Below are 24,728 nucleotides of genomic sequence, written 5' to 3' on the forward strand. Positions count from 1 at the left end.
TCATCCATCTGGGCTAATTTAAAATTCGTTTATCGGTATTTCTGGTCTATGGCAGCCCATAGGAAAAACGCAGCTGAGACAATCAGTGCATAGCCAAAGTATTCAAGTTTTAAATTACCTTGAATTAAGCAATGGACGGTTAAAGTCAGCATGAGTGCAAAAGTGGTGCATATAAATGTCACCAAATTGGTGTTGTTGGCTTTAAGAGCGTCAATGAAGACTTGCTTGTTGAAATGTAATGATAACATCTCCATCCCTCCCATTTATTTATGTTATTGAAGATTAAAGCAGATTTAATCAGTCAGAATTGAATATATAGTTGTACTGTTTAATTTGGACCTTTGCAACTGCTGTGGCAGGCTTTTACAGTCAAAATGGCCATCTTTAGTCGTATAACTACATAATCACTTGATTAGGCAAGAATTATATTTTCAGATGTCACCTCCAGTTAGTTTTGGAAATAAGATGTAGTCATCATTTAATTAATGCGACCAGATAGAAAATGCAAATTCTACGCCAAAGATATGTAGTGTTGATCAATACTTTGTAAGCCTGTGTATGACTCGGAAGGGGACTTGGTTTAAGTTGGCAACATTAAGTATCTAAAATTAGAAATTTCAAAGTTTTGTTTATATTTATATAAAAAATAAAATAATTAAAGCGTAATTCTATAAACCATCTTTTATAGAAAATCTTAGTATCAAGATTTACAGCGATGATTTGATATCCTCATTAAGAAACAATAAATGTCCGTTTGGGTAAAACCTGACAATTATTGATCGCGCTCAAACCGGATTTTGGGTAAAAATACGATTTTTCAGACATCCTAGAAATTTTAGTTTCTAATACGGTCAATCACAGCTGTAATCAGCAATATAATCATGGACGGGATAAACCAGGCCAGACTCTGTTCTGATAGAGGTAAGTTTTGCAGTAATGCAGGCAATTCAAAGCCAGCGACTTTTAATCCGTCAAAAATACCAAAGATAAAGGCTACCAAGGTCACTGGCGCAATCACATGAGCTGGTTTCTTGAAGAAGCTTGCACAGAAGCTCAGCATAATGACGCTAATTGCAGGTGGATAAATCGCGCTCAAGACTGGAACCGAAACAGCAATCAGTTTGGTTAAACCCAAATTTGAAATCACCAGTGAGAAGCCCACCAGAACAAATACAAAGATCTTGTATGGAATCTTGGTCAAGTTGGAGAAATACTCCGCACAGGCACAAGTCAGACCAATTGCAGTCACCATACAGGCAATAAAAATCATGCCAGACAGGAAGTAAGCACCCATATCGCCAAAAGCATGTTGTACATATGCATGCAGGATAATGGCACCATTGGCTGCATTTGGTGCAATCTCATGGCTACCTAGTCCAAGTTTAAACAGACTTAAATACACCAGAGTTAAACCAATACCAGAGATAATGCCGGCATTGACCGCATATTTGGTAATCAGTTTTTTATCGGTTACGCCACGTGAAGTAATGGCTTTGACAATCACAATACCGAAAACTAAAGCGCCTAAAGTATCCATGGTTAAATAACCATTCACGATCCCTTCAGTCACTGGACTGGTAACGTAATTATCGATCGCTGTAGGCGGATTACTGGCAGGAATCATCACGGCTGCTACACCCAAAATGATCAAAGAAATAATTTTAAGTGGCGACAGGAAATAGCCGACAGTATCCAGAATCTTGTTCGGATATAAGGACACGATGGTCACTACACCAAAATAGATGATGCTGTAAATGAGCAGGCTGCCAGATTCATTGCCAAAGTAAGATGAAAAACCGATTTCATAAGAAACGGTTGCGGTACGCGGCGTCGCAAATAAAGGGCCAACAGCTAAGTAACAGATTACAGTCAGCAAGATGCTGGCTGCTTTGCCAAGAGGCGAGCTTAGTGCCTGAATGGAACCTTCAACGCGAGACAACGCAATAATGGTAATCACGGGTAAGCCGACTGCTGTAATAAGGAAACCTAAAGCAGCGAGCCATACGTGTTCACCGGCTTGTTGAGCCACAATCGGTGGGAAGATAATGTTGCCCGCACCAATAAATAGTGCAAAGGTCATAAAACCTAGGGCGACAATATCCCGGGTACGCAGACTTGTCATAAAGGGAGATCAATAGAACAAAAGAAAGCGATTTTAGTGTATATGTCCAATTTTTTGGAGTTTATTTTAAGGCTGGAAGCCTTGATTCTAGTGAGTTTGCGGATCACATAACCGGTCATTCAAATCTTGGTAGAAATATATGTTTGATAATTCGCTGAAAAATATATTTTTCCTTACAAGCTCAAAAAATATCTGCACTTGATATCAAAATATGTCAGTTATTGTTTGTACAAATAAGCAGCAGTGAAAAGTCCTATTTCAAGGAAAATTGCTGTGCCGAAACTCAACAACTGCGACATATTTCGCAAAAAAGGGATTATAATTCAGGGATTCATAGTGAGGATAGGTATATGCGAGCTCCAGCGATAAGTCTTAAAACTGAGCAAGATGTTGAAAAACTGCGGATATCTGGGCGTTTGGCTGCAGAAGTTTTAGCGATGATCGGGGAGCATGTCAAGCCAGGTGTCACGACTGAATATCTGGATGATCTCTGTCATGATTTTATTGTAAATACCTTAAAAGTGACGCCCGCTAATATTGGCTATTATGGCTATACCAAAACCACCTGTATTTCACCGAATGAAGTGGTTTGTCACGGCATTCCATCATCGAAAGTCGTTCTTCAGGATGGCGATATTATCAATATTGATGTTGCCATTATTAAAGACGGTTATTTCGGTGATACCAGCCGGATGTACTATGTCGGAACGCCATCTCCAGAAGCCAAGCGACTGGTCAATACCACCTATGAAGCTATGGTGGCCGGGATTCATGCAGTGAAGCCGGGCGCGACCCTGGGTGATATTGGTTATGCGATTCAAACGGTCGCACAGCGTGAAGGCTATTCCATCGTGCGCGAATATTGCGGTCATGGCATCGGTAAGGTCTATCATGAGCAGCCAAATATTCTGCATTACGGCCAGCCGGGTCAGGGCATTAAACTGGTTCCGGGCATGGTGTTTACCATTGAGCCGATGGTGAATATGGGCAAGGCCCGCGTCAAAGAGCTGAAAGATGGCTGGACTGTGGTCACCACGGATAAATCCTGGTCTGCGCAATGGGAACATATGGTTTATGTGACTGAAACCGGGTTTGAAGTCTTGTCGCCTTGGCCTGAAGGCACAGGTGAGTATCCGGAAATTTAAAATATTGATTGAATGATCTTTATTAAGATAATCCACTTACATAAATTACAACTCACTCGTTCTTGCTGACGAAAACATACAAAACACTACATTAAACAGTGGTTTAGGGTTTTATATCTGATTAAACTAAGAGTCAGATACATAGGTTCCCTTTTTTTCGCTCACTATGCTGTAGTGAAAGTTTCTCTAGCTCATTTTTCCCCAAGAATGAGCTATTTTTTTGTCCAGTTTTTCTCAAAAGCATATCACTTAGTGCTGATTTAATTCAGCGACCAAATAATCAATAAAGATCCGGACTGCGGGCAATAAGCCGCGACGTGAAGGATAAACCACATGGAAAATACCATGCGGTGCTTTCCAGTCAGGAAGCACCCGAACCAGTTCGCCACTTGCCACGTACTGCTCGACCACGTTATCAGGCAACAAAGTGATGCCTGAGCCTGATGCGGCTAGTTGGGCCAGCATATTTAAGTCAGAACCCATAACTGTGGGACTGACACGGATTTTTTTCTGTTCCTGCTGTTCATTTTGTAAGGTCAGAAACTGTTCGGTATGATCTTCAGCCATACTCAGAATTTTATGTTCAGCCAGTTGCTCAGGGTTTTTCAGTTCACCAAATTCATTTAAATAACCTTGACTGGCAAATAGATGCTGCTCAATTTTTTCAAACTGGCGGATCACCAGATTCGGGTCATCATCCAGGCTGGAACGGACACGTAAGGCCAGATCAAAGCCTTCATTGATAATATCGACCCGGCGATTGGTGATCATCATCTGGACTTTAATTTCAGGATATTTTTTCAAAAAATCCGGCAGAATTTTTGCCAGTTCGTTCTGGGCAATAGACACTGGCAGACTGACTTTAATAGTTCCGCGTGGTTCGGTACTCAGATGGTCAACCAGATCATGCGCTGCCTGTGCAGCATTCAGCATAACTTGGGCATGCCGATAAATATTCATGCCAATATCGGTGACGGCAAAATGACGCGAACTGCGCTGAATCAGACGTACACCCAGACGCTCTTCCAGATTAAACACCCGGCGGCTAAGTTTGGATTTGGGAATATCGGTTGCACGTTCGGCTGCACTAAAGCCGCCATGTTCCACCACCTGAGCGAAACAGTAAAAGTCATCCAGATCAGACAGCATGGTTTAATTCCATTCTTGCAACGATAAGCTGATTAAAAATTGATTGTTGCATACTGTCAATCAGAGAATGCACATATAAAAAAATTTTAATTCCCGGATTTAAGTAAACTTAGCAATGTTTGCATGCCATCGGTCGCGCTTTGGGTAATCTTGTGAAAATGTGCAGGTAAATGCTGCTGCTCGGCTTTCGGGTCGATGTAATAGGCCTCACAGTGCGCAGGAATCTCATGAATTAACCCGGCGACCGGATAAACCTGTAGGCTGGTGCCAATCACTACGAAAATATCGGCATCCTGTATACATTCTTGAGCTTCTTCATACGCGGGCACGGCTTCACCAAACCAGACTACATGAGGACGCAGCGGATAGCCTGCCTTACAAAAGTGTTGATTTAAATCTAATTCAGAACCTTCAATTGGATAAAACTCGGTCGTGCTTTGTGCATCGGGGCCTGAGCTTTTGGCCAGACGAATATTGCCATGTAAATGGATCACCTTGGAGCTGCCGGCACGTTCATGTAAGTCATCAATATTTTGGGTGATTACATGCACATCAAAGTTATCTTCAAGATCCGCAATTAATTGATGTGCGGCATTCGGCTGTGCTTCCAGAATGTTTTTACGGCGGGCATTATAAAAGCGTTGCACCAGTTGCGGATTTTTGGCCCAGGCTTCAGGTGTGGCAACCTCTTCAATCCGGTATTGTTCCCAAATTCCATCACTGTCGCGAAAAGTATGAATGCCACTTTCGGCGCTCATGCCTGCACCGGAAAAGACCACCAGCTTTTTCATTGTTCTATCTCCTGAATCTTTAGGCAGCTGAAGCGCTAGATTGTGAATTTTCTTTTAAGAAGATGCCAAGTTCTCGGGCAAATTTTAGCGGTTCACTCAGTAAAGGCGTATGGCCAGACTTGCTGAAAAGTATCTGTTTGGCCTGAGGCAGGCTTTCTGCAATCAGGCGCTGACCTTCAAAAGGATATAGCTTGGATTGTACGCCGCTAAAGAAAGTCACCGAACAGCTGAGCTGGGCCAATGCCTCTCGGTAATCCTCACGATGGTATAAATAATTGTTGATATACCACGCCATATAATCCACCCGGCTGGAAGGCATTAACAGACTTTGCAGGCGAGGTTGATTCAAAATGAATTCGAAAGCTTTCAGACTATATTTTTGTTGATTTTGTAGCTGAATAAACTTTAGCCATAGGGCGGCAATTTGTTTACGGATAGAAACGTCAAGATCACGGATCAATTCAACTTGCTGATATTGCGTAAGTAGGACAGAGAGCTGCTGCAGGATGTCGATAAATTCCTGATAACGTGGACCAAAAAGACCAAAATCCCAGGCATCATCGACCGGAATTTTGGGAGTCTGATCAATGTGCAAATAAGCAGAAATCTGACTGGCAAAGTTGTCATAATGCATGCCGTGCATTGCGGTGGTTGCACCCATGGAATAGGCAATGACGATGACTTGATCTAATTCTAGCTGGGTCAGAACTGAACGCACATCCAGCCAGTGACTGGAAATTGCATCGAGATCTTGCGGAATTTTACAGCAACTGGAAGCCCCAAAGCCGCGCCATTCTGGAATAATGAAACAGAAATTTTTCTGATGCGGATAGAGAAAAGCTTTCCATTGCCAGCTCAGCATGCCAAGTCCCGAGAGCACCAGTACAGGCTGTCCCTGACCATATTCGCGTACAAATAGCTGTTCACCATCGGGCATGCGATAAAAGGGCATGTGTGTCTCCGTATTTAGAGTTATTTTGCATCAAATTGTTTGAGTCGCGGAATGACCTGTTCCAGCCAGGAAATCCAGCCCAGTTCCTGATCAATTCCCAGTTGCAAAATCATTTTATGAATATACAGGGTACGGTCATTTTCGTCCGCTTCGGCAAAGTCTTTGGCAAAAATCTGCTGATAGGTTTTCAGTTTTTCTTTATGCAGTTCCAGATGGCGTTCCAGCTCTGCCAAGGTGTTATTGCCACCAAGCTGGGCTTCGGCACGTAAACGCACCATTAGTTCTTCACGTAGTTGTGCCGGTGGGCTTTGTTGCAGCATCCAGTTGGCCAGTTCTTTCCGGCCAAGACGTTCCACCTGATAAGTCTTTTTGCGGCTATTCGAGTCTTCCTCTTCTAGCGTCGAAATCCAGCCTTTTTGCAGCATGGCATTCAGCTCACGATAAATCTGCTGATGAGTGGCATTCCAGAAAAAACCCATGGAACGATCAAAGCGGCGGGCCAGTTCGATTCCGGTGCTGGGTTTTTCAATCAGGCTGGTCAATAAAACATGCGCTAAAGACATAAACGTCTCAAAAAAGTGACTCGGGATTATTATGCAACATGTTGCATAAAAATCAATTCTGGCATATAAATTAGTGCAACAAGTTGCATTAAACTGGAAAGATTGAGGGATCAAACTACCAGTTGCTAAAACAATAGCCAGCCTAACCGCACGCTCAGGAGTTGAAATGTCTAAATATCCGAATTTACTTGCCCCATTGAACTTGGGTTTTACCACGCTTAAAAACCGCGTGTTAATGGGTTCCATGCACGTTGGTCTTGAAGAAGCACCCGGCGGATATGATCGGATGGCGGCTTTTTATGCAGAGCGCGCCAAAGGTGGAGTCGCTTTAATCGTCACCGGCGGGATTTCTCCCAATGATCATGGTGTGACCTTTCAGGGGGGGTCTAAACTCGATACAATTGAAGAAGCTGAAAAACATAAGGTCATTACCCAGGCGGTACATGAGGCGGGTGGGAAAATTGCCATGCAGATTCTGCATACCGGACGTTATTCTTATCAGGCTGAAAATGTCGCGCCATCTCCAATTCAGGCACCAATCAATCCGGTCAAGCCGCATGCTTTAACGTCGGCTGAAGTACAGCAAACCATTGATGATTTTGCCAATTGTGCCAAGTTGGCTCAATATGCCGGTTATGATGGTGTAGAAATCATGGGCTCGGAAGGCTATCTGATTAACGAGTTTATTGCTGCACGTACCAACCATCGTGATGATGAATGGGGCGGAAGCTATGCAAACCGCATCCGTTTCCCGATTGAAATTGTACGCCGTACTCGTGAAATGGTCGGTGAGAACTTTATCATTATTTATCGCCTGTCTATGCTGGATCTGGTCGAAGGCGGTTCAACTCTGGAAGAAGTCATCCAGTTGGCCAAAGAAATTGAAAAAGCCGGGGCGACCATTATCAATACCGGCATTGGCTGGCATGAAGCGCGTATTCCGACCATTGCCACCAAAGTGCCTCGTGCAGCCTTTACTTGGGTGACGCGTAAGCTGAAAGGTCAAGTGAAGATTCCTTTAATCACTTCAAACCGTATCAATACTCCGGAAATGGCTGAATATGTATTGGCGTCTGGTGATGCTGATATGATTTCTATGGCCCGTCCGATGCTGGCTGATTCAGAGTTTGTCCTGAAAGCAGAGCAGGGTCGTAGCGATGAGATCAATACCTGTATCGGTTGTAATCAGGCCTGTCTGGATCATATTTTCTCAATGAAAATTGCCACCTGTCTGGTCAATCCACGTGCCTGCTATGAAACAGAGCTCATTTTTAAAGAAACCAATGTGGCAAAAAATATTGCCGTGATTGGCGCGGGTCCTGCAGGTTTAAGTTTTGCTGTCTATGCGGCAAATCGCGGTCATCAGGTGACGGTATTTGAAGCCGCTGCTCAGATCGGTGGGCAGTTTAATATTGCCAAGACCATTCCGGGCAAGGAAGAGTTTTATGAAACCTTGCGCTACTTCAAGCGCCAGATTGAATTGCAGCCACGTATCAAATTACAGCTGAATCATAAGGCGAGCCTGGAAGAACTGGCTCAGTCAAACTTTGATGACATTGTGGTCGCAACAGGCGTGACACCGCGTCAGCTTGAGATTCCAGGTATTGATCATGCAAAAGTACTGTCTTATTTGGACGTTTTGAAAGAACGTAAGCCAGTGGGTCAGCGAGTTGCCATTATTGGTGCAGGTGGTATTGGTTTTGATACAGCCGAATTCCTGAGCCATGAAGGGGAAAGTGGCAGTATCAATCCGGAAAAATTCTATGATGAATGGGGTATTGATACTGACTATGAAAATGTCGGTGGCTTAAAAGCTGCAAATGTAGAAAAACCGCAACGTGAAATTTATTTATTGCAACGTAAAGCTGCTTCAGTCGGCGCGAGTTTGGGTAAAACCACAGGCTGGATTCATCGTACCGGTTTAAAACACCGTGACGTAAAAATGATTGCGGGCGCCAATTATGAAAAAATTGATGATCAGGGCTTGCATATTGTCGTGAATGACAAGCCTGCTGTGCTAGAAGTCGATCACGTGATTATTTGTGCCGGTCAGGAGTCTTATACCGCCATGTTTGATGAGCTAAAAGCGGCTGGTAAAAATGTGCATCTGATTGGTGGAGCGAAAGAAGCGGGTGAGCTGGATGCCAAACGTGCCATCCGTCAGGGTGCTGAATTGGCGGCGGTGATCTGAAAATTAAAATCTGCTTTTCCCCCTCTCCTTTATTAAAGGAGAGGGTTAGCGAGAGGATTTGTAAGAAAGAATCCCTCCTTGCGAAGCAGTGCTTCTCACCTTTAATAAAGGGGGAATCCTGTCAATTAAAAGAAAGAAGTATTTAAGCTTTATATTAAAAAATATCAAAAAAAGGAATCCAAAATGACCGTCGAAAATACCAGAAAATCCATTGTACGCTGGCATGAAATGCTAGAAACCCGTGATATGTCGATCTTGAATGAACTACTTGCTGAAGAAGTGGTATTTCGTTCACCCGTAGCGTTTCAGCCTTATCCTGGAAAACAGGTGGTATTTTTTATTTTGACCAATGTCATTCAAGTCTTTGAAAACTTCACTTATCACCGTGAATTTATAAGTGAAGATGGTAACAATGTCGTACTTGAGTTTTCTGCCAATGTGGGCGATAAAAAACTAAAGGGAGTTGACATGATTCAGTTTAATGAAGAGGGTCAGATGATTGATTTTGAAGTCATGATCCGACCTAAGTCCGGACTTGAAGCCTTGGCTGTACAGATGGGCCAGCGGATGCAATCATTCCAAGCTAAAACTTAATTCTAACTATTGATTCAAGTCGGCATGAAATTTGTAAATCACAGCTAGTACAACTAGAGGGGGATGACAGATGAAAATGTTGCTTAAAAAATTGGGTCAGCTTTCCAGTGAATATCTGGATCGTTTCAGCGGAGCAGATCAGCCGACCCTGTATTACAATCCGAATGGTGTATTTTCAGGACTCATTGAACGCTTACCGCAGTTGCAACAAAAATATCGTCCTACGCCTTGGTTAGCCAATGCACATGCACATATTCTGTATTTCGATTTAATTAAAAAACGTACCATTAAGCTGAAATATGATGCGCTTGAACAGCTGAAAATGTCAGATGGCGGCATTACCGGTATTGCCTGGTATGGACTGGATCTTCCGGCAAATACGCCAACGATTGTCTTACTCCATACCATTACCGGTTCTCCTGAATCGATGCGTGAACTGGTTCGTGATCTGCATAAACATACCGGTTGGCGTGTGGCATTGTGTTTACGCCGTGGTCACGCAGACTTACCCATGCCTGTGCCTAAAATGAACCTGTTTGGTTCAACTCAGGATTTGCGTGAACAACTCTTGTATATACAGGACAGATTTCCTCAATCCGATCTCTATGGAGTTGGCTCTTCTGCGGGTACGGGATTGTTGGTGCGTTATCTGGGTGAAGAGGGTGAACAAACCCCACTCAAAGCAGCTTTTGCTTTATGTCCTGGCTATAACACTGAAACCGGTTTTGCCAATGTGCATCCGTTTTACAGTAAAGTCATGGCCAAAAAACTGATTAAGCGCTTTATTCATCCTTATCAAGAAACCTGGCAGGTCTGCCCAAGCTGGAAACAGTTATTAGAAGTTAAAGATCTGTCCGAATTTGAAAAACTCTATTTTGAACTGGCTGGATTTACGGATTATGCCAGTTATACCCAGGCAACCAATCCGATTTATGTGTTTGAAAGTATCAAAATTCCGCTGATGATTCTAAATGCGGAGGATGATCCGGTGTGTCACATCCGAAATTTAGAACCTTATAAAGAAAAAATTCGGGCGATGTCTAATATTATGGTGATTACCACCAAAAAAGGCAGTCATTGCGGCTTTTATCAGGGCTTGATGCAAACCGAATCTTGGGCTACCCGACTAATGGCAGACTATTTGATTCACTTATCTCGTGCACCGGCAACAGTATCCGCTTAAAAAATCCCAATAAAAAACCCAGCATCTGCTGGGTTTTTTGATGAATGATCCTGTAATCAGTCAAGTGCTGGCATCGCTGCGGCAATCGCGTCAGCAACCGCATCATCCTCAGACTTGTTTTCTGGATTTGAATTGGTTTTAGGTGTGGTCTCAGCAGGCTTTGATACAGGTTCTTCGCTGGTTTCAGGTACTGGTGTCGGCTCAGTGGTTTCTGGCTTTTTGATTTCACGACGGATTTCAGTCGTGGTATTTTCAGTTTGCTCACGTTGAATTTCAACCGTTGGCGCTACTTCTTCTTCAATTACCGTTGGCTCTACAGGCTCAAGCGGTTCAAATTGCGTTGGTTCTGGAGTCGAGATTTCAGATGCTGGAGTAACTTCTACTTGCTCTTCTTCTTTTGGTGCTTCTTTTTTTACACACGCAGTTAATGTCAGGCCAGTCAGGATTAGGGTGGAGATTAAAAGTTTCTTCATCATCATTGCATCAAACATAAAAGTGTGGAGGGGATACACTATTATAGCAGCAAAATGCAAGATAGAAATCATATGAACTTACTGTAATTTTTTATAGGAATTGCTGTTAGAATAGTCAATTGTTTATTGTTCTTTGAATTGATGCGGATTGACTTTGCTTTCTAGGTACAAGGTAAAGTAAAATTGCGCAACATTGCAGGCCGATTTAGGCTCGATTGTACGAGAAACCCAATGACCCATTTTATTTTCGTTACTGGTGGTGTAGTTTCATCACTAGGTAAAGGTATTTCAGCTGCTTCTGTTGCTGCACTTTTAGAAGCTCGTGGTTTAAAAGTGACCATGGTAAAAATGGATCCATACATTAATGTCGATCCAGGGACAATGAGCCCATTCCAGCATGGTGAAGTTTTTGTTACAGAAGATGGTGCTGAAACAGACTTAGACTTGGGTTACTACGAACGTTTCTTGCGTCGTGCGAAAATGACCAAACTGAATAACTTCACATCAGGTCGTGTTTACCAGGATGTTCTCAATAAAGAACGCCGTGGTGACTACCTGGGTGGTACTGTGCAAGTTATTCCACACATTACTGATAATATCAAAGAGCGTGTACTTCGTGCAGGCGAAGGTTATGACGTTGCGATCGTAGAGATCGGCGGTACTGTAGGTGACATTGAATCTCTCCCATTCATGGAATCTGTACGTCAGTTAATGGTGGAACTTGGTCATAAACGTACCATGTTAATGCACTTAACGTTACTCCCATACATTAAGTCTGCAGCAGAATTAAAAACCAAACCAACACAGCACTCTGTTAAAGAACTCCTGTCGATTGGTATTCAGCCAGACATTCTCATCTGCCGTACAGAATACGATGTAGATGCAGATACGACGCGTAAGATTGCATTATTTACCAACGTTGAAGCACGTGCCGTTGTGGTATGTAAAGACGCACGTTCAATCTACCAGATTCCACGTACATTCTACGAACAAAATGTTGACGATTTAATCTGTGAGCGTTTTGGTTATAACGATCTTCCTGAAGCTGACTTAACAGATTGGGATAACGTGGTAGAAGCCTTACTAAACCCTGAATACACCGTACGTGTTGCAATGGTCGGTAAATACGTTGAACTTCCAGATGCATACAAGTCTGTCAACGAAGCACTTCTACATGCGGGTATTCAAAACCGTGTGAAAGTTCAGATTGACTACGTAAACGCTGAAGAGCTTGAAAGCCAAGATGTAGCAGAAGTATTGAAAGATGCTGATGCGATTCTGGTTCCTGGTGGTTTCGGTGAGCGCGGTACTGAAGGCAAAATGAAGGCGATTCAATTCGCACGTGAGAACGGTGTGCCGTTCCTCGGTATTTGCTTGGGTATGCAGTTGGCTGTGATCGAATACGCACGTAATGTTGCTGGTATTGCAGACGCGACTTCGACTGAATTTAACCGTTCAACCAAATCTCCATTAATTGGTTTAATTACTGAATGGTTAGATGAGCGTGGTGAAGTTCAGCAACGTTCTGCTGATTCTGATCTGGGTGGTACGATGCGTCTTGGCGCGCAAAAATCTGAACTGGTTGCAGGGACTAAAACTGCAGAAGTTTATGGTTCTGAAGAAATCATCGAGCGCCATCGTCACCGTTACGAGATGAACAACCGTTATATCCCAGTGCTGGAAGAAAAAGGCATGAAGATTTCTGGTTATTCTCCGGTACAGCATCTGGTAGAAACTGTTGAAATTCCTGCACATCCTTGGTTTATTGCAGTACAATTCCACCCGGAATTTACCAGCTCGCCACGTGATGGTCACCCATTGTTTGCAGGTTTCATTGATGCTGCGAAAAAGCAGTACCAAAAAACCAAATAATCGGTGCGTAGGACACAACTAGGGAAGTTTAAATGTCGCAATTAAAACCACAAAAAATTGTACGTTTGGGCGATATACAAATGGCAAATCATTTGCCATTTGTATTATTCGGCGGAATGAATGTACTTGAATCTAAAGACCTGGCTTTTGAAATCGCGGAGACTTATGTCGATATCTGCACACGTTTGGACATTCCTTATGTGTTCAAAGCCAGCTTTGATAAAGCCAACCGTTCAAGCCTGAACTCTTTCCGTGGCCCAGGCCTGGAAAAAGGTCTCGAGTGGTTAGCTGACATTAAAAAACACTTTAATGTGCCGATCATCACCGATGTGCATGAGCCGTACCAAGCGGCTCCTGTTGCAGAAGTGGCAGACATTATTCAATTGCCAGCTTTCTTAAGCCGTCAGACGGATCTTGTTGAAGCCATGGCAAAAACGGATGCGATCATCAACATCAAAAAAGCCCAGTTCCTGGCTCCGCACGAAATGCGCCATATTTTGCATAAGTGTCTGGAAGCCGGAAATGACAAGCTGATCATTTGTGAACGCGGTTCTGCATTTGGCTATAACAATCTGGTTGTAGACATGCTGGGCTTCGACATCATGAAAGAAATGAATGTCCCGGTATTCTTTGATGTGACCCATGCCTTACAAACCCCAGGCGGCCGTGCAGATTCTGCCGGTGGTCGTCGTGCGCAAATTACAACGCTTGCGCGTGCGGGTATGGCAACGGGTCTTGCTGGTTTGTTCTTAGAGGCACACCCAGATCCGGAAAAAGCCAAGTGTGATGGTCCATGTGCGCTGCGCATGTCTCAGCTTGAGCCTTTCCTGGCACAGCTAAAAGAATTGGATACCTTGGTCAAAGGTTTCGAAAAGTTAGATACACACTGAGTTTATCACTCTTGCGCTGCCGTATAGGCAGCTCATATTAATCAACTGAGGAATAGTTCATGAGCCAAATCGTTGACATTCGTGCACGTGAAATTTTGGACTCTCGTGGTAACCCTACCATCGAAGCAGACGTAATCTTAGCATCTGGCGTAGTTGGCCGTGCATGTGCACCATCTGGTGCTTCAACTGGTTCTCGTGAAGCTTTAGAACTTCGTGATGGCGATAAAGCGCGTTACTTAGGTAAAGGCGTTAAAACTGCGGTAAATAACGTAAATACGTTAATCCGTGACGCTTTGGTCGGTAAATCAGTATTCGAACAAAAAGACATCGATAACACGATGATCGCGCTTGACGGTACTGAAAACAAAGAAAAACTAGGTGCAAACGCAACTTTGGCAGTGTCTTTGGCTGCTGCTCGCGCTGCTGCTGAAGAAAAGAAAATTCCTCTTTTCCAATACATCGCAGATCTTCGCGGTCAAACGATTCTAACTATGCCTGTACCAATGATGAACATCATCAATGGTGGTTCACATGCAGACAACAACGTCGATATTCAAGAATTTATGATTGAGCCAGTAGGCTTCACTTCATTCTCTGAAGCGCTACGTGCCGGTGCTGAAATCTTCCATTCACTTAAATCAGTTTTAAACAAAAAAGGTTTAAACACTGCGGTAGGTGATGAAGGTGGTTTTGCGCCGAACTTACGTTCAAACGAAGAAGCAATCACAGTTATTCTTGAAGCAATTGGTCAAACTGGTTACAAAGCAGGTTCTGACATCATGCTTGCGCTGGATTGTGCATCTTCAGAATTCTACAAAAATGGTCAATATATTCTTGCGGGCGAAGGCAACAAAGCGTTCACAAGCAACCAGTTCTCTGACTATTTAGCAGGTCTGGTAAACCAGTACCCAATTATCTCGATTGAAGATGGTTTGGACGAATCTGACTGGGAAGGCTGGTCTTACCTGACTTCTATTCTTGGCGACAAGATCCAGTTGGTTGGTGACGACTTGTTCGTAACGAATCCGAAAATCCTGCAACGTGGTATCAACGAAAAAGTGGGTAACTCGATTCTGATTAAATACAACCAGATCGGTACCTTGACTGAAACTTTAGATGCGATCTATCTTGCAAAAGAAAATGGTTACTCTACTGTAATTTCACACCGTTCAGGCGAAACTGAAGATTCAACGATTGCTGATCTTGCAGTAGGTACAGCAGCGGGTCAAATCAAGACTGGTTCACTTTGCCGTTCTGACCGTGTAGCGAAATATAATCAATTACTTCGTATTGAAGAATTGACTAATGCTGCATATCGCGGTAAAGCTGAGTTCAAAGGTTTGAACTAAGCGACTTATGTCAATGTTAAATGTATTCGACTCGACTGCGAGTAAAGTACTGTTGGGCCTTGCGATCATTTTGATCGCAGGGTTTCAATATTTATACTGGTTTGGTGAAGGTGGTTATCATGATCATCAGCAACTGACCCAGAAAATCCAACAACAAATGGAATTGAATGATGAGCTAAAAGAGCGTAATCGCGTTCTGGCAGCAGAAGTTTATGATTTGAAGAATGGTATTGAAGCCATCGAAGAACATGCGCGTTTAGATCTTGGTCTGATTAAGCCACGCGAAACTTTTATTCAAATGAGCACGATCAGTACTCAATATAAACCGATCTATCTTAATCCTAATTCTAAAGTAGACCTGCGAACCAATGAGTCAGCTGAAGCACCAACCACACCCTAAACTTTGGGTCATTCTTCCAGCTGCAGGTTCCGGTAGCCGTTTCTCCAAAACAGAACTGAAACAATATCAGATGATTCAAGAGCGAACTGTTCTTGAACATACGGTGGCTCGTCTGAATCAACTGCCTTTGGCGGGTTATGTCCTGGCGATTGGTGAACAGGACAACGTCGCAAAAATGCTGCCATTTTCCAGTCAAGAGAAAGCCCATTTCTGTCTGGGCGGTGCCGAGCGGGTGAATTCCGTGTTAAATGCACTCACGTATTTATCTCAAATCGCTTCTGAAGATGAGTGGGTGCTGGTACATGACGCGGCGCGTCCCTGTGTCGGTCTGGATTGTCTGCAACAGTTAGTCAATACGGCGATTACAAATGATCAGGCTGCGATTCTGGCGATTCCAGTAAGAGATACACTTAAGCGTGTAGTAAGCAATTTTGATATTGAGGAAACAGTGGATCGCTCAATGCTATGGCAGGCACAAACACCACAAATGGCCAAGCTAGGTGTGTTGAAACGGGCGATTGAGCAGGCTTTGCAAGATGGTGCTACGATTACTGATGAAGCCAGTGCGCTGGAACATATCGGCGAACAGGTGAGTGTAGTACAAGGGCGTTCCGATAATATTAAAATTACCTATCCGGACGATCTGGAACTGGCCAAGCTGATTTTACAGGCTCAGGCTTAAAAATATATTCAAATAATATTTAAATAAAAGCAGAATAAATCTGGCTATAGCGATCTATTCGCTATAGCTTTCACTTATAATTTTGCCATCATTCTTTTTCACCTTTTGGCCAATGATACCTTCACAGCAGTATCGGTTTTTACGTCACTCTTTGCGTGATGGACGTAGTATTAACCCGCAAGATTCATCTCGATGGACCAAGTTGCACCTTGATCCCTGGTTATTGTGCTTTCTAGTTCTCAATGCAATCCTGGGTTTAATGGTGGTGTATAGCGCGACATCCGAAGACTCTGGCATGGTGGTGCGTCAGGCGATCAGTTTTGGAATTGGTTTTGTGCTGCTGTTTATCTGTGCGCAGATTCCACCGAAAGTCTATCAGGCGATTAGTCCATACCTGTATGCCTTCGGGATCTTCATGCTGCTTCTGGTCTTTGTGATTGGTGAAAAACGTTTGGGTGCAACCCGCTGGATTACCTTGCCAGGGGTGGGAAGCATGCAACCGAGTGAGGTGATGAAATTTGCCATGCCTTTGATGATGGCATGGTATTTTGCACGTAAGCCATTTCCTCCCAAATTTTTGCATATTGTCGGGGCTTTGATTCTATTGGGCGTACCATTTGTTTTGGTGGCACTTCAGCCTGACTTGAACATTGGCTTGGTAATTCCTGGTATTTTTGTTCTATTTTTAAGTGGGATGTCGTGGCGTCTGATTGGTGGTGCAGCAGCGGCGGTAGCTGTGGCAGCTCCGGCTGCATGGATGTTCGTGCTACAAGAGTATCAAAAAAAACGTATTACCACGTTATTTGATCCGGAATCGGATGCCTTGGGTGCAGGCTGGAATATCATCCAGTCCAAAATTGCGATTGGTTCAGGTGGTTCCACGGGCAAAGGCTATACCGAAGGTACCCAATCACATTTAGGTTATCTGCCTGAACATCATACTGACTTTATTATGTCGACTTATGCCGAAGAATTCGGTTTTATCGGCGTTTTCCTGCTGTTTAGTTTATTCACTGCCATTATTATTCGCTGTCTGATGATTGGTTTAAACAGCTTTCATAACTTTGGCCGTTTATATGCTGGAGCCATGGGACTGACTTTCTTCTTCTTTGTATTTTTAAACTCCGGCATGGTGAGCGGGATTTTACCTGTGACCGGAGATCCATTGCCGCTGATGAGTTATGGTGGAACGGCGGTGATTTCCATGCTGGCCGGGATGGGCATTGTGATGTCGATCCATACCCATCGATAAATTATTCTAAAAGTCGGACTTATTCCGGCTTTACAAATGTTGTTAAGACATGCGGGTAAAGAAAAGTATCTTCATTACATTCATGCTCAATATAGAAATTGCTTCCAAATGCAAAGTGATATAATAGTAGAACAAAAAGCAAAAATTGATAAACGATATAAAAAAGCCCTCAAGTGAGAGCTTTTTTAATTTCATACTTTAACTGAGAAACCAGGTGTAATAGCCCCAGATCATTAAAGGCCAGGCTAAAAATGGACTAAACAGCCATTTCCAGAACCAGTGGCGCGGCATAAAGCCCACACCATAGACAAAGCCTCCAGAAATGCCAATCATGATATACATCATGGCACTATGGCTATATTCACCGTTGGCATCCAGCATTGCAGAAGGATGAACCAATAACACGGCTGCGAGAGGAAAAGCCAGGAGGCAGGAAATCATCATCGCAAATTTGTTTGGTTTCTTGTCTACAACGGTTTTCTCAAGCGCAGCTTCGGTCATGTTTTATTCCTCATCCAGGTCTTGGTGTTGTTCCATGTAAATGGCAGCAATCACACTGGCAAAACAGGCCATCAGTACACCCAGAATCCAAGCAAAATACCACATAGTTGTCTCTCCTTAAGACACAGCCCTTAGTACAGGCTATGTGAATTATCTTCAATGTGTTTGTTGGTGATCACGCCCCACATCTTGTAATAACACCAAGTGGTATAGATGAGGATCAATGGAACAAAGATACAGGCAGCAACGGTCATAACGGTTAAGGTATTTTTACTGGATACCGCATCCCACATGGTCAGACTTGCAACCGGGTTAATGCTTGAAGGCATCAGGAAAGGAAACAGGGCAAAACCAGCAGTCAGGATGGCACCGATGACAGCCAGAGATGAACCCAGAAAGCTCAAGCCTGCTTTGTTTTTACTAGCTGCCAAGACAATGATCAAGCCACCCAAAATGCCGGCAATTGGAGCAGCCATTGTGATTGGATACGTCGAGTAGTTATTCATCCAGCCTAGATTGGCATTGGTCAATACTTCTTTGGCCAGCGGGTTGGCAACACCATTGGTATCAAAAGGTGTAACTAAGGTATAGCCCTGAATGCCACCAAAATACAACCATGCACCGGCTGCCAGGAAAGTTGCTAAATACACTAGTCCCATGATTTGTGTTGCTTTGGCAGAACGTTGGCGTAGGTCACCATCAGTACGCAGCATTAACCATGCACCACCATGTGCACACAGCATCGATAAACTGACCAGACCACAGACAATCGCAAACGGATTCAGCAGGGCAAAGAAGCTACCAGTATAAGTAGAACGTACAGTTTCATCTAAAGTAAATGGTACACCCAGGAACATGTTGCCGAATGCCACACCGAAGACCAATGCAGGCACTGCACCACCAATGGCTAGACCCCAGTCCCATGAATTGCGCCATTTGGTATTTTCCAGTTTTGAGCGATAGTCAAAACCGACCGGACGCAGGAATAGGGCAAACAGTACCAGCAACAGTGCCCAGTACATGCCAGAGAAGGCGGTTGCATAGACCATTGGCCAGGCAGCGAACAAAGCACCGCCGGCAGTAATAAACCAGACTTGGTTACCGTCCCAATGCGGGGCAATGGTATTGATCGCTGCACGGCGCTCGCTATCATTTTTGCCCACAAATGGCATGATCGCCATGGAGCCCATATCGAAGCCATCGGTGAGGGCAAAGCCAATCAGCAATACGCCGACCAGCACCCACCAAATGATTTTTAATAATTCATATTCGATCATGCGTGAGTCTCCTCATTTGCCTTCTCTGCAGTTGCAAGCTTTTCAAAATGGTATTTACCGGTATGCAGTGAGCTTGGGCCAAGACGTGAGAACTTGATCATCAGATACATCTCGATAATCAGTAACACGGTATAGAATGCTGCCAATGCAAGGATTGAACCCCAGACATCACCTGTGCTTAAGCTTGATGCTGAAAGATGCGTCGGTAATACCTCACCAATAGTCCAAGGTTGACGACCTACTTCTGCTACATACCAGCCGGTTTGCGCAGCAACCCAAGGTAAAGGCAGTGCAAATAAAGCAAATTTCAATAACCATGGTTTGTTTTCTGCATTACGTTTGGCTACCGCAAAAGTTGCCAGTGCAAATAAAAGCAACATCAGGAAGCCGGAAGCCACCATGGCACGGAAGGCCCAGAACAGGCTTGGTACGTGTGGAATAGTGTCTTTAGCAGCTGCTTTGATTTGCTCATCAGAGGCATCAACGACATTTGGCGTGTATTTCTTCAGTAGCAGACCGTAGCCTAAGTCTTTTTGGCTTTCTTCAAAAGCAGTTTTCAGTTCTGGAGACTGATCACCAGCACGTAATTTTTCCAGTTGCGAATATGCCACCATACCATTGCGGATACGCGCTTCATGCTGAACCAGCAGGTCTTTAATACCTGTGACTTGTTCAGTCGTAGAGCGTGTAGCAATCAGACCCATCACATAAGGAATTTTCACTGCATAATCTGTAGTCATGGTTTCCTTATTCGGGATACCAAACAAAGTAAATGGCGCAGGCGCAGGGTGAGTATCCCATTCGGCTTCAATTGCTGCTAGTTTAGTTTTTTGTACATCGCCCAGCTCATAACCTGATTCATCACCCAGTAAAATCACTGAAAGTGTAGAAGCAAGCCCGAAGATGGCTGCAATGGCAAAAGAACGGCGTGCAAAAGGTAGGTCACGTTTTTTCAGCATGTAGTAACTTGAAATAGCCAGTACAAAAATAGCACCTGTGACATAACCGGCAGATACGGTATGCACAAATTTAACCTGAGCGACCGGGTTAAAAATCAGTGCAGCAAAGTCCACCATTTCCATACGCATGGTTTCATAGTTAAATGCCGAACCGACCGGGTTTTGCATCCAGCCATTGGCGACCAGAATCCAGAGTGCGGACATGTTCGAGCCTAAAGCCACCAGCCAGGTTACGGCCAGATGTTGCACTTTGGACAGACGATCCCAACCAAAGAAGAACAAGCCAATAAATGTCGATTCAAGGAAGAAGGCCATCAAACCTTCAATCGCCAGCGGTGCACCGAAAATATCACCGACATAATGCGAGTAATATGCCCAGTTGGTTCCGAACTGGAACTCCATGGTCAGGCCGGTGGTTACCCCTAAGGCAAAGTTAATACCAAACAGTTTTCCCCAGAACTTGGTCATGTCTTTATAGATTTCTTTGCCGGAAATCACATAGGTGGTTTCCATAATGGCAAGCAAAAAAGCCAGGCCTAAAGTCAGTGGAACAAAAATAAAGTGATACATCGCGGTCATTGCAAATTGGAACCGCGAAAGATCGACCACGCTTTCAGAAATCATCAACGTGTCTCCTTGATTGGGGAAGGACTGCCGGCAATGTGCTCGGCAACTTGAGAGTCAAAATTTTTGGGAATAGTAGGGGCGTCAAACCAGATATGTTTAATCGTCAATAAGAGAACAATCTTAATTATTAATATGATTGTTATCTCGCGAACTAATCGTTTGTTAAAATCTTTGGGTATTAAGCTCATGCAAATAAGCCTATTTTTTAAAACATAATGGATATTATTAAACAAAAAGTAACTAAAAATAAATAGATTAAACAGTTAAAGTAAAAATATATTATTTAAATTAATAAAAACAATAGCTTATTCTGGTGAGTGTTAAAAAATAAACTAATATTTATTTGCTTCAAAGTAGACTAAAAAGCTTTGTGTTAATGTTTTTAATCCCAACTAAAATGGTAATGTATTATATTTAAAGTTGACTAAAACAGTTGTGTATTATCTAAAAATCTGACCAAAATGGTTGCATATTATTAAAAATTGGTATTTGAAATAATATGTATTAAGTAGGATTAATCTGTTTTTTAATTAGGGTTTAATGATTTTAAAAAGAAAATAATACAGATATGGTTTTAAATACTCTATTCGTGAGAAATAAAAAAGACCGCCCGTAGGTAGTCTTTTTTTGGTTAAGTACGCGGTCAAAAAATCAGCATACTTAAATAAAATATTCTTTAGTGTGCTATGGCTTTTGGCTTAGAAGTTATATTCCATACCAAGACCGAATACAGTCATAGTATCATCTTCACCAGCAGCTGTTTTCCAGTCACGTTCTTGAGAAGCAACGATACCGTACATACGAGCTTGTTTGTTGAAGTAGTAATCTACACCAAGACCGTATTGATTGATGTCACGATCAACAGAAGTAGTTCCAGCTGTGTATTCTGTATTCGCATTTGCGTATTCAGCTTTTACAACCCATGGAGTTGAACCGATTTTATATGCAGCGGCAATTGTGAAAGCATCTTCTTGTAAGCCTTTAGCAGCGGTTAGATCGTCAGATGGTTCAGCGGTTTGCCATAAACCACCTAAAGTCAAGCCGTTGATACCCACTTTAGAGAAGTCATAAGCTCCAGTGATACGGAAAGCATCAGAAATATATTTTTTACCATCAAAACCTACATATTTACCTTCAACAGCAGAGTTTGCTGCTAGGCCTAAAGATAAGCCAATGTCTTTGTTATCATATAGGACAGATGCTGAGATACCATCACCGAAGCCATCACGTGCACTATCGTCACCAGAAGTGCCAGCTCCAGGAGCAGCTGAATTTTCACCTTGTAGCGCCATAATGTTGAATTGAACGCCGCCAAGCAATTTTTTGTCAGTTTCGATACCGATCGAATTTTTAGGACGTTCTTCACCGTGCATCATGTTGGTAATGTCAAGACGAGTGTGATCGTTGAAGATGTCTTGAGCACTGCCAGCAGCTGTTTTGAAATAAGAATCGTAGTTACCTGCTTTTAGTGTACCTAAACCAGCCCATTTAAGACCGATGAAGCGGTTACGTGCACTCCAGTCAGTATCTGAACCAGAACCATCAGTAGAAACAGCCCATTCAGCTTGATAAACAGCTGACAACTTGTCAGTCAGTTTCTCTTCACCTTTTACACCAATACGTGAAGCATGAGAGCTTACTTCAGAAACATCGTTACCTTTGAAATCGTAGTTATCAACTTGGTCGATAGATACGTTCAGTTTACCATACAAAGTTGGTGCTGCTTGTGCTGCACTCATCCCCAAAGCCGCTACTGCAGTAGCGAGAAGTAATTTTTTCATTGAGATATTTCTCCAAAACACGGTTCTAAATGGCATTCGCCTTACTTAACACTTCTTTTTTAGTTTGCTTAAGTACAAAAAATTACAAAAGCTCACCAACTTGCTATGCAGTATCTGTAATGTTTGTGACAACGAGGTGAACAATAAATGACAGTTTGGTGACGTGTTTGGATTAAATATGAAGGCTAATTCTTTCTTTTCTTATTCTGTATTTATAAAAAATGGAGCCGAAGCTCCATTTTTTGAATTTATTTTAAATCAAAGTGCGGCTTTAATTCTTTCCGCCAAGGCTTGGATTTTTTCTTGATCACCCATGTGTAAAGCATGTTTGCCTAATTCATGAACTGAACTTGGAATGAGGTGGAAATGTACATGCGGAACAGTCTGACCAGCAGATGCGCCTGAAAGTTGCATCAGTACAATACCTTTTACTTCAAGTGCTATTTCCATCGCTTGCGCAACTTTTTGCACAATTTGAATGGTGTAAGCAGCAGCGTCAGGAGGTAGATCAAGCAATGTTATAGCAGGTGTTTTAGGGATGACCAGCGTGTGACCTTCAGCTTGAGGCATGATGTCCATAAAAGCGAGAACTTGATCATCTTCATACACTTTAATTGCAGGAATTTCGTTGCGGATAATTCGTGCAAAAATATTTTGATCATCGTAAAGCATGTCTAATCCTTGAAAGTGATTGTGTACTGTAATTATTTACAGTTCAATTCTTTCTGACGATCTTTGATGGCGTCAAGTCGTTGTTGCTCTTTTTCTGAAAATTTTGGTTTAGTTGTATAGCAATTATCATTGCCAAACTTCGCCTTTGCATCCGGGTCTTTAAAGCAAAAACCTTTAGATGCGTAAATGACATCATGGTCATTTTTCAATTTTTGACATTCTTGCTCTGGCGTTGCTGCAAAAGCACTTGCCCCAATAAAAGTTGCAACACTAGCAAAAATTGCAACACTTAACTTAGTCATGAGAGTTTCCTCTGGGTTATCCACTATATGTGCCTGCCTACTAGTCACAATATGAGGTTTCGTTATCATTATTCAATGGCGAGATATTACTCGATGGTAATATTACTCCATGATTCATACATTTTCACAGCACTGGAAAAATCACTGTTTTTATCCGACAGATCGCTGGCCGCTTGAATCAGATTCTGGGTCAACGAGAGCACAGGCGCAGAAAGTTTGGCTTCACGCGCAAGGTCGATTGCAATACCTGTATCTTTGGCCAAGAGTGGCAGGGCAAAGGTTACAGGAAAACTTCGGTTTAAAATACGCTGTGGCAATACGGTTTCAGTCACCATACTTTTACCACTTGAAGCATTAATACAATCCAGCGCTTCATGCAGGTTTACCCCATGCGCTTTCAGTGTAGTAAAGCCTTCTGCGACGGCACACAGGTTTACAGCCATTAACATATTATTTACGGCCTTCACTGCAAAACCTGCGCCAGATTCACCCACATGCTTGATCAGCTTGCCAAAAGCCTGCATCGCAGGAAGGGCTTTTTCATAGCCCTCTGCATTACCGCCCACCATCACAGTTAACGTGCCATTGTCAGCGCCAATGGTCTGGCCGCTGACCGGTGCATCCAGAAAGATTACCCCATGTTTAGCCAATTGTACTGCCAATTTTTGGGCAGAATCCGGTACACCACTGGTGCAGTCGACCCAGACTGAACCGGATTTAAGCGACAGATTTTCCAGAAGTCGTTCAACGTCAGCGCTAGTTGGCAGGCAGGAAAAAATCACATCTGCCTGTACGGCCTGTTCCAGTGTGACGGCTTGGGTGCCATATTCAGCCGCATGTTGCTCTGCCTTGTTAAAGCTGCGGTTCCAGACATAGACCGTATCAAAATGCTTGGGTAAATGTGCTGCCATACGAAAACCCATTGCACCTAGGCCGATAAATGCCACTGATTGAATCATGCTGTACCCTCTGAATATGTTTAAATCTATTGATAATTTTTA

At 43.2% G+C, this 24,728-nt stretch carries 26 protein-coding genes; 10 read left to right on the forward strand and 16 right to left on the reverse strand.

Translation table 11 applies throughout. The features are described 5' to 3' along the window. Nucleotides 1-29: 29 nt before the first annotated feature. Together ACIG3F_RS04810 and brnQ are read right to left on the reverse strand one after the other, a co-directional pair. Nucleotides 30-248 carry a hypothetical protein gene (locus ACIG3F_RS04810; RefSeq protein ID WP_004645284.1) on the reverse strand — a complete coding sequence of 73 codons (219 nt, stop codon included), beginning with the start codon at nt 246-248 and terminating at the stop codon, nt 30-32. 587 nt (nt 249-835) lie between these two features. Next, complete coding sequence (gene brnQ, locus ACIG3F_RS04815) at nt 836-2,122, reverse strand: branched-chain amino acid transport system II carrier protein (RefSeq protein ID WP_396469485.1); 1,287 nt, start codon at nt 2,120-2,122, stop codon at nt 836-838. Between the two features lie 350 nt (nt 2,123-2,472). Between brnQ and map the strand changes: the two genes are divergently transcribed. Continuing rightward, nucleotides 2,473-3,267, forward strand: coding sequence for a type I methionyl aminopeptidase (map, locus tag ACIG3F_RS04820; RefSeq protein WP_004645281.1), 795 nt, complete (start codon nt 2,473-2,475; stop codon nt 3,265-3,267). 249 nt (nt 3,268-3,516) lie between these two features. Here the strand turns inward: map and ACIG3F_RS04825 are convergent, their stop codons facing one another. The 4 genes from ACIG3F_RS04825 to ACIG3F_RS04840 all read right to left on the reverse strand — a co-directional run bounded on the left by ACIG3F_RS04825 (nt 3,517) and on the right by ACIG3F_RS04840 (nt 6,722). Further along, nucleotides 3,517-4,416 carry a LysR substrate-binding domain-containing protein gene (locus ACIG3F_RS04825; protein WP_253102278.1) on the reverse strand — a complete coding sequence of 300 codons (900 nt, stop codon included), beginning with the start codon at nt 4,414-4,416 and terminating at the stop codon, nt 3,517-3,519. Between the two features lie 86 nt (nt 4,417-4,502). Then, a complete protein-coding gene (locus ACIG3F_RS04830) occupies nt 4,503-5,207 on the reverse strand; it encodes an SIR2 family NAD-dependent protein deacylase (protein ID WP_396469486.1) in 705 nt (234 codons plus the stop codon). Nucleotides 5,208-5,226: 19 nt separating this feature from the next. After that, complete coding sequence (locus ACIG3F_RS04835; RefSeq protein WP_396469487.1) at nt 5,227-6,159, reverse strand: alpha/beta fold hydrolase; 933 nt, start codon at nt 6,157-6,159, stop codon at nt 5,227-5,229. 20 nt (nt 6,160-6,179) lie between these two features. Then, the gene (locus ACIG3F_RS04840; protein WP_396469488.1) at nt 6,180-6,722 is read right to left on the reverse strand and encodes a PadR family transcriptional regulator; all 543 of its coding nucleotides are present in this window, start codon (nt 6,720-6,722) and stop codon (nt 6,180-6,182) included. Nucleotides 6,723-6,888: 166 nt separating this feature from the next. On the opposite strand from ACIG3F_RS04840, the gene ACIG3F_RS04845 reads away from it, so the two are divergent. From ACIG3F_RS04845 to ACIG3F_RS04855, 3 genes are all read left to right on the forward strand, one after another. After that, nucleotides 6,889-8,913 carry an FAD-dependent oxidoreductase gene (locus tag ACIG3F_RS04845; protein ID WP_396469489.1) on the forward strand — a complete coding sequence of 675 codons (2,025 nt, stop codon included), beginning with the start codon at nt 6,889-6,891 and terminating at the stop codon, nt 8,911-8,913. 183 nt (nt 8,914-9,096) lie between these two features. Continuing rightward, nucleotides 9,097-9,507, forward strand: a complete 411-nt coding sequence (locus ACIG3F_RS04850; protein WP_396469490.1) for a nuclear transport factor 2 family protein — start codon at nt 9,097-9,099, stop codon at nt 9,505-9,507. A 70-nt stretch (nt 9,508-9,577) separates the two neighbouring features. Beyond that, nucleotides 9,578-10,690 (forward strand): YheT family hydrolase, encoded by a 1,113-nt coding sequence (locus tag ACIG3F_RS04855; RefSeq protein ID WP_243475151.1) that lies wholly within the window; start codon nt 9,578-9,580, stop codon nt 10,688-10,690. 56 nt (nt 10,691-10,746) lie between these two features. On the opposite strand, the gene ACIG3F_RS04860 is transcribed toward ACIG3F_RS04855, so the two are convergent. Beyond that, nucleotides 10,747-11,166, reverse strand: coding sequence for a hypothetical protein (locus ACIG3F_RS04860; protein ID WP_396469491.1), 420 nt, complete (start codon nt 11,164-11,166; stop codon nt 10,747-10,749). A 228-nt stretch (nt 11,167-11,394) separates the two neighbouring features. Here ACIG3F_RS04860 and ACIG3F_RS04865 point away from each other — a divergent pair, with 228 nt between their 5' ends. The 6 genes from ACIG3F_RS04865 (at nt 11,395) to rodA (ending at nt 17,608) form a co-directional block, all read left to right on the forward strand. After that, nucleotides 11,395-13,035, forward strand: a complete 1,641-nt coding sequence (locus ACIG3F_RS04865) for a CTP synthase (RefSeq protein WP_005100051.1) — start codon at nt 11,395-11,397, stop codon at nt 13,033-13,035. Between the two features lie 32 nt (nt 13,036-13,067). Then, nucleotides 13,068-13,925 (forward strand): 3-deoxy-8-phosphooctulonate synthase, encoded by an 858-nt coding sequence (kdsA, locus tag ACIG3F_RS04870; RefSeq protein WP_396469492.1) that lies wholly within the window; start codon nt 13,068-13,070, stop codon nt 13,923-13,925. 59 nt (nt 13,926-13,984) lie between these two features. Then, on the forward strand, nt 13,985-15,274 hold the full coding sequence (eno, locus tag ACIG3F_RS04875; protein ID WP_004278719.1) for a phosphopyruvate hydratase: 1,290 nt from the start codon (nt 13,985-13,987) through the stop codon (nt 15,272-15,274). Between the two features lie 7 nt (nt 15,275-15,281). Next, nucleotides 15,282-15,674 carry a septum formation initiator family protein gene (locus ACIG3F_RS04880; protein WP_004645271.1) on the forward strand — a complete coding sequence of 131 codons (393 nt, stop codon included), beginning with the start codon at nt 15,282-15,284 and terminating at the stop codon, nt 15,672-15,674. Further along, on the forward strand, nt 15,643-16,356 hold the full coding sequence (gene ispD / locus ACIG3F_RS04885; RefSeq protein ID WP_396469493.1) for a 2-C-methyl-D-erythritol 4-phosphate cytidylyltransferase: 714 nt from the start codon (nt 15,643-15,645) through the stop codon (nt 16,354-16,356). The genes ACIG3F_RS04880 and ispD overlap by 32 nt, the downstream gene beginning before the upstream one ends. 112 nt (nt 16,357-16,468) lie before the next feature. Then, nucleotides 16,469-17,608 (forward strand): rod shape-determining protein RodA, encoded by a 1,140-nt coding sequence (gene rodA, locus ACIG3F_RS04890; protein WP_004645269.1) that lies wholly within the window; start codon nt 16,469-16,471, stop codon nt 17,606-17,608. Nucleotides 17,609-17,806: 198 nt separating this feature from the next. Here the strand turns inward: rodA and ACIG3F_RS04895 are convergent, their stop codons facing one another. From ACIG3F_RS04895 to ACIG3F_RS04935, 9 genes are all read right to left on the reverse strand, one after another. Next, nucleotides 17,807-18,109 carry a cyd operon YbgE family protein gene (locus ACIG3F_RS04895; protein ID WP_213687363.1) on the reverse strand — a complete coding sequence of 101 codons (303 nt, stop codon included), beginning with the start codon at nt 18,107-18,109 and terminating at the stop codon, nt 17,807-17,809. A gap of 3 nt (nt 18,110-18,112) precedes the next feature. Beyond that, nucleotides 18,113-18,214, reverse strand: coding sequence for a cytochrome bd-I oxidase subunit CydX (gene cydX / locus ACIG3F_RS04900; RefSeq protein ID WP_004278713.1), 102 nt, complete (start codon nt 18,212-18,214; stop codon nt 18,113-18,115). Nucleotides 18,215-18,240: 26 nt separating this feature from the next. Beyond that, the gene (gene cydB / locus ACIG3F_RS04905) at nt 18,241-19,386 is read right to left on the reverse strand and encodes a cytochrome d ubiquinol oxidase subunit II (RefSeq protein ID WP_213687362.1); all 1,146 of its coding nucleotides are present in this window, start codon (nt 19,384-19,386) and stop codon (nt 18,241-18,243) included. Then, nucleotides 19,383-20,969: a cytochrome ubiquinol oxidase subunit I gene (locus tag ACIG3F_RS04910; protein WP_213687361.1), complete on the reverse strand. Its 1,587-nt coding sequence runs from the start codon at nt 20,967-20,969 to the stop codon at nt 19,383-19,385. Before ACIG3F_RS04910 ends, cydB begins: the two co-directional genes overlap by 4 nt. Next, nucleotides 20,969-21,160 (reverse strand): cytochrome oxidase putative small subunit CydP, encoded by a 192-nt coding sequence (gene cydP, locus ACIG3F_RS04915; RefSeq protein ID WP_005247212.1) that lies wholly within the window; start codon nt 21,158-21,160, stop codon nt 20,969-20,971. The genes ACIG3F_RS04910 and cydP overlap by 1 nt, the downstream gene beginning before the upstream one ends. A gap of 510 nt (nt 21,161-21,670) precedes the next feature. Next, entirely contained in the window at nt 21,671-22,753 is a 1,083-nt protein-coding gene (locus tag ACIG3F_RS04920; protein WP_005247211.1) for a porin, read from the reverse strand. Nucleotides 22,754-23,011: 258 nt separating this feature from the next. Continuing rightward, the gene (locus tag ACIG3F_RS04925; RefSeq protein WP_005247210.1) at nt 23,012-23,425 is read right to left on the reverse strand and encodes an HIT family protein; all 414 of its coding nucleotides are present in this window, start codon (nt 23,423-23,425) and stop codon (nt 23,012-23,014) included. A gap of 32 nt (nt 23,426-23,457) precedes the next feature. Continuing rightward, complete coding sequence (locus ACIG3F_RS04930; RefSeq protein WP_067724748.1) at nt 23,458-23,727, reverse strand: YARHG domain-containing protein; 270 nt, start codon at nt 23,725-23,727, stop codon at nt 23,458-23,460. An 86-nt stretch (nt 23,728-23,813) separates the two neighbouring features. Next, a complete protein-coding gene (locus ACIG3F_RS04935; protein ID WP_213687360.1) occupies nt 23,814-24,686 on the reverse strand; it encodes an NAD(P)-dependent oxidoreductase in 873 nt (290 codons plus the stop codon). Nucleotides 24,687-24,728: the final 42 nt, after the last annotated feature.

The sequence above is a fragment of the Acinetobacter sp. NPDC052428 genome (genome assembly GCF_044547685.1).
Taxonomy (GTDB): Bacteria; Pseudomonadota; Gammaproteobacteria; order Pseudomonadales; family Moraxellaceae; genus Acinetobacter; species Acinetobacter lwoffii_G.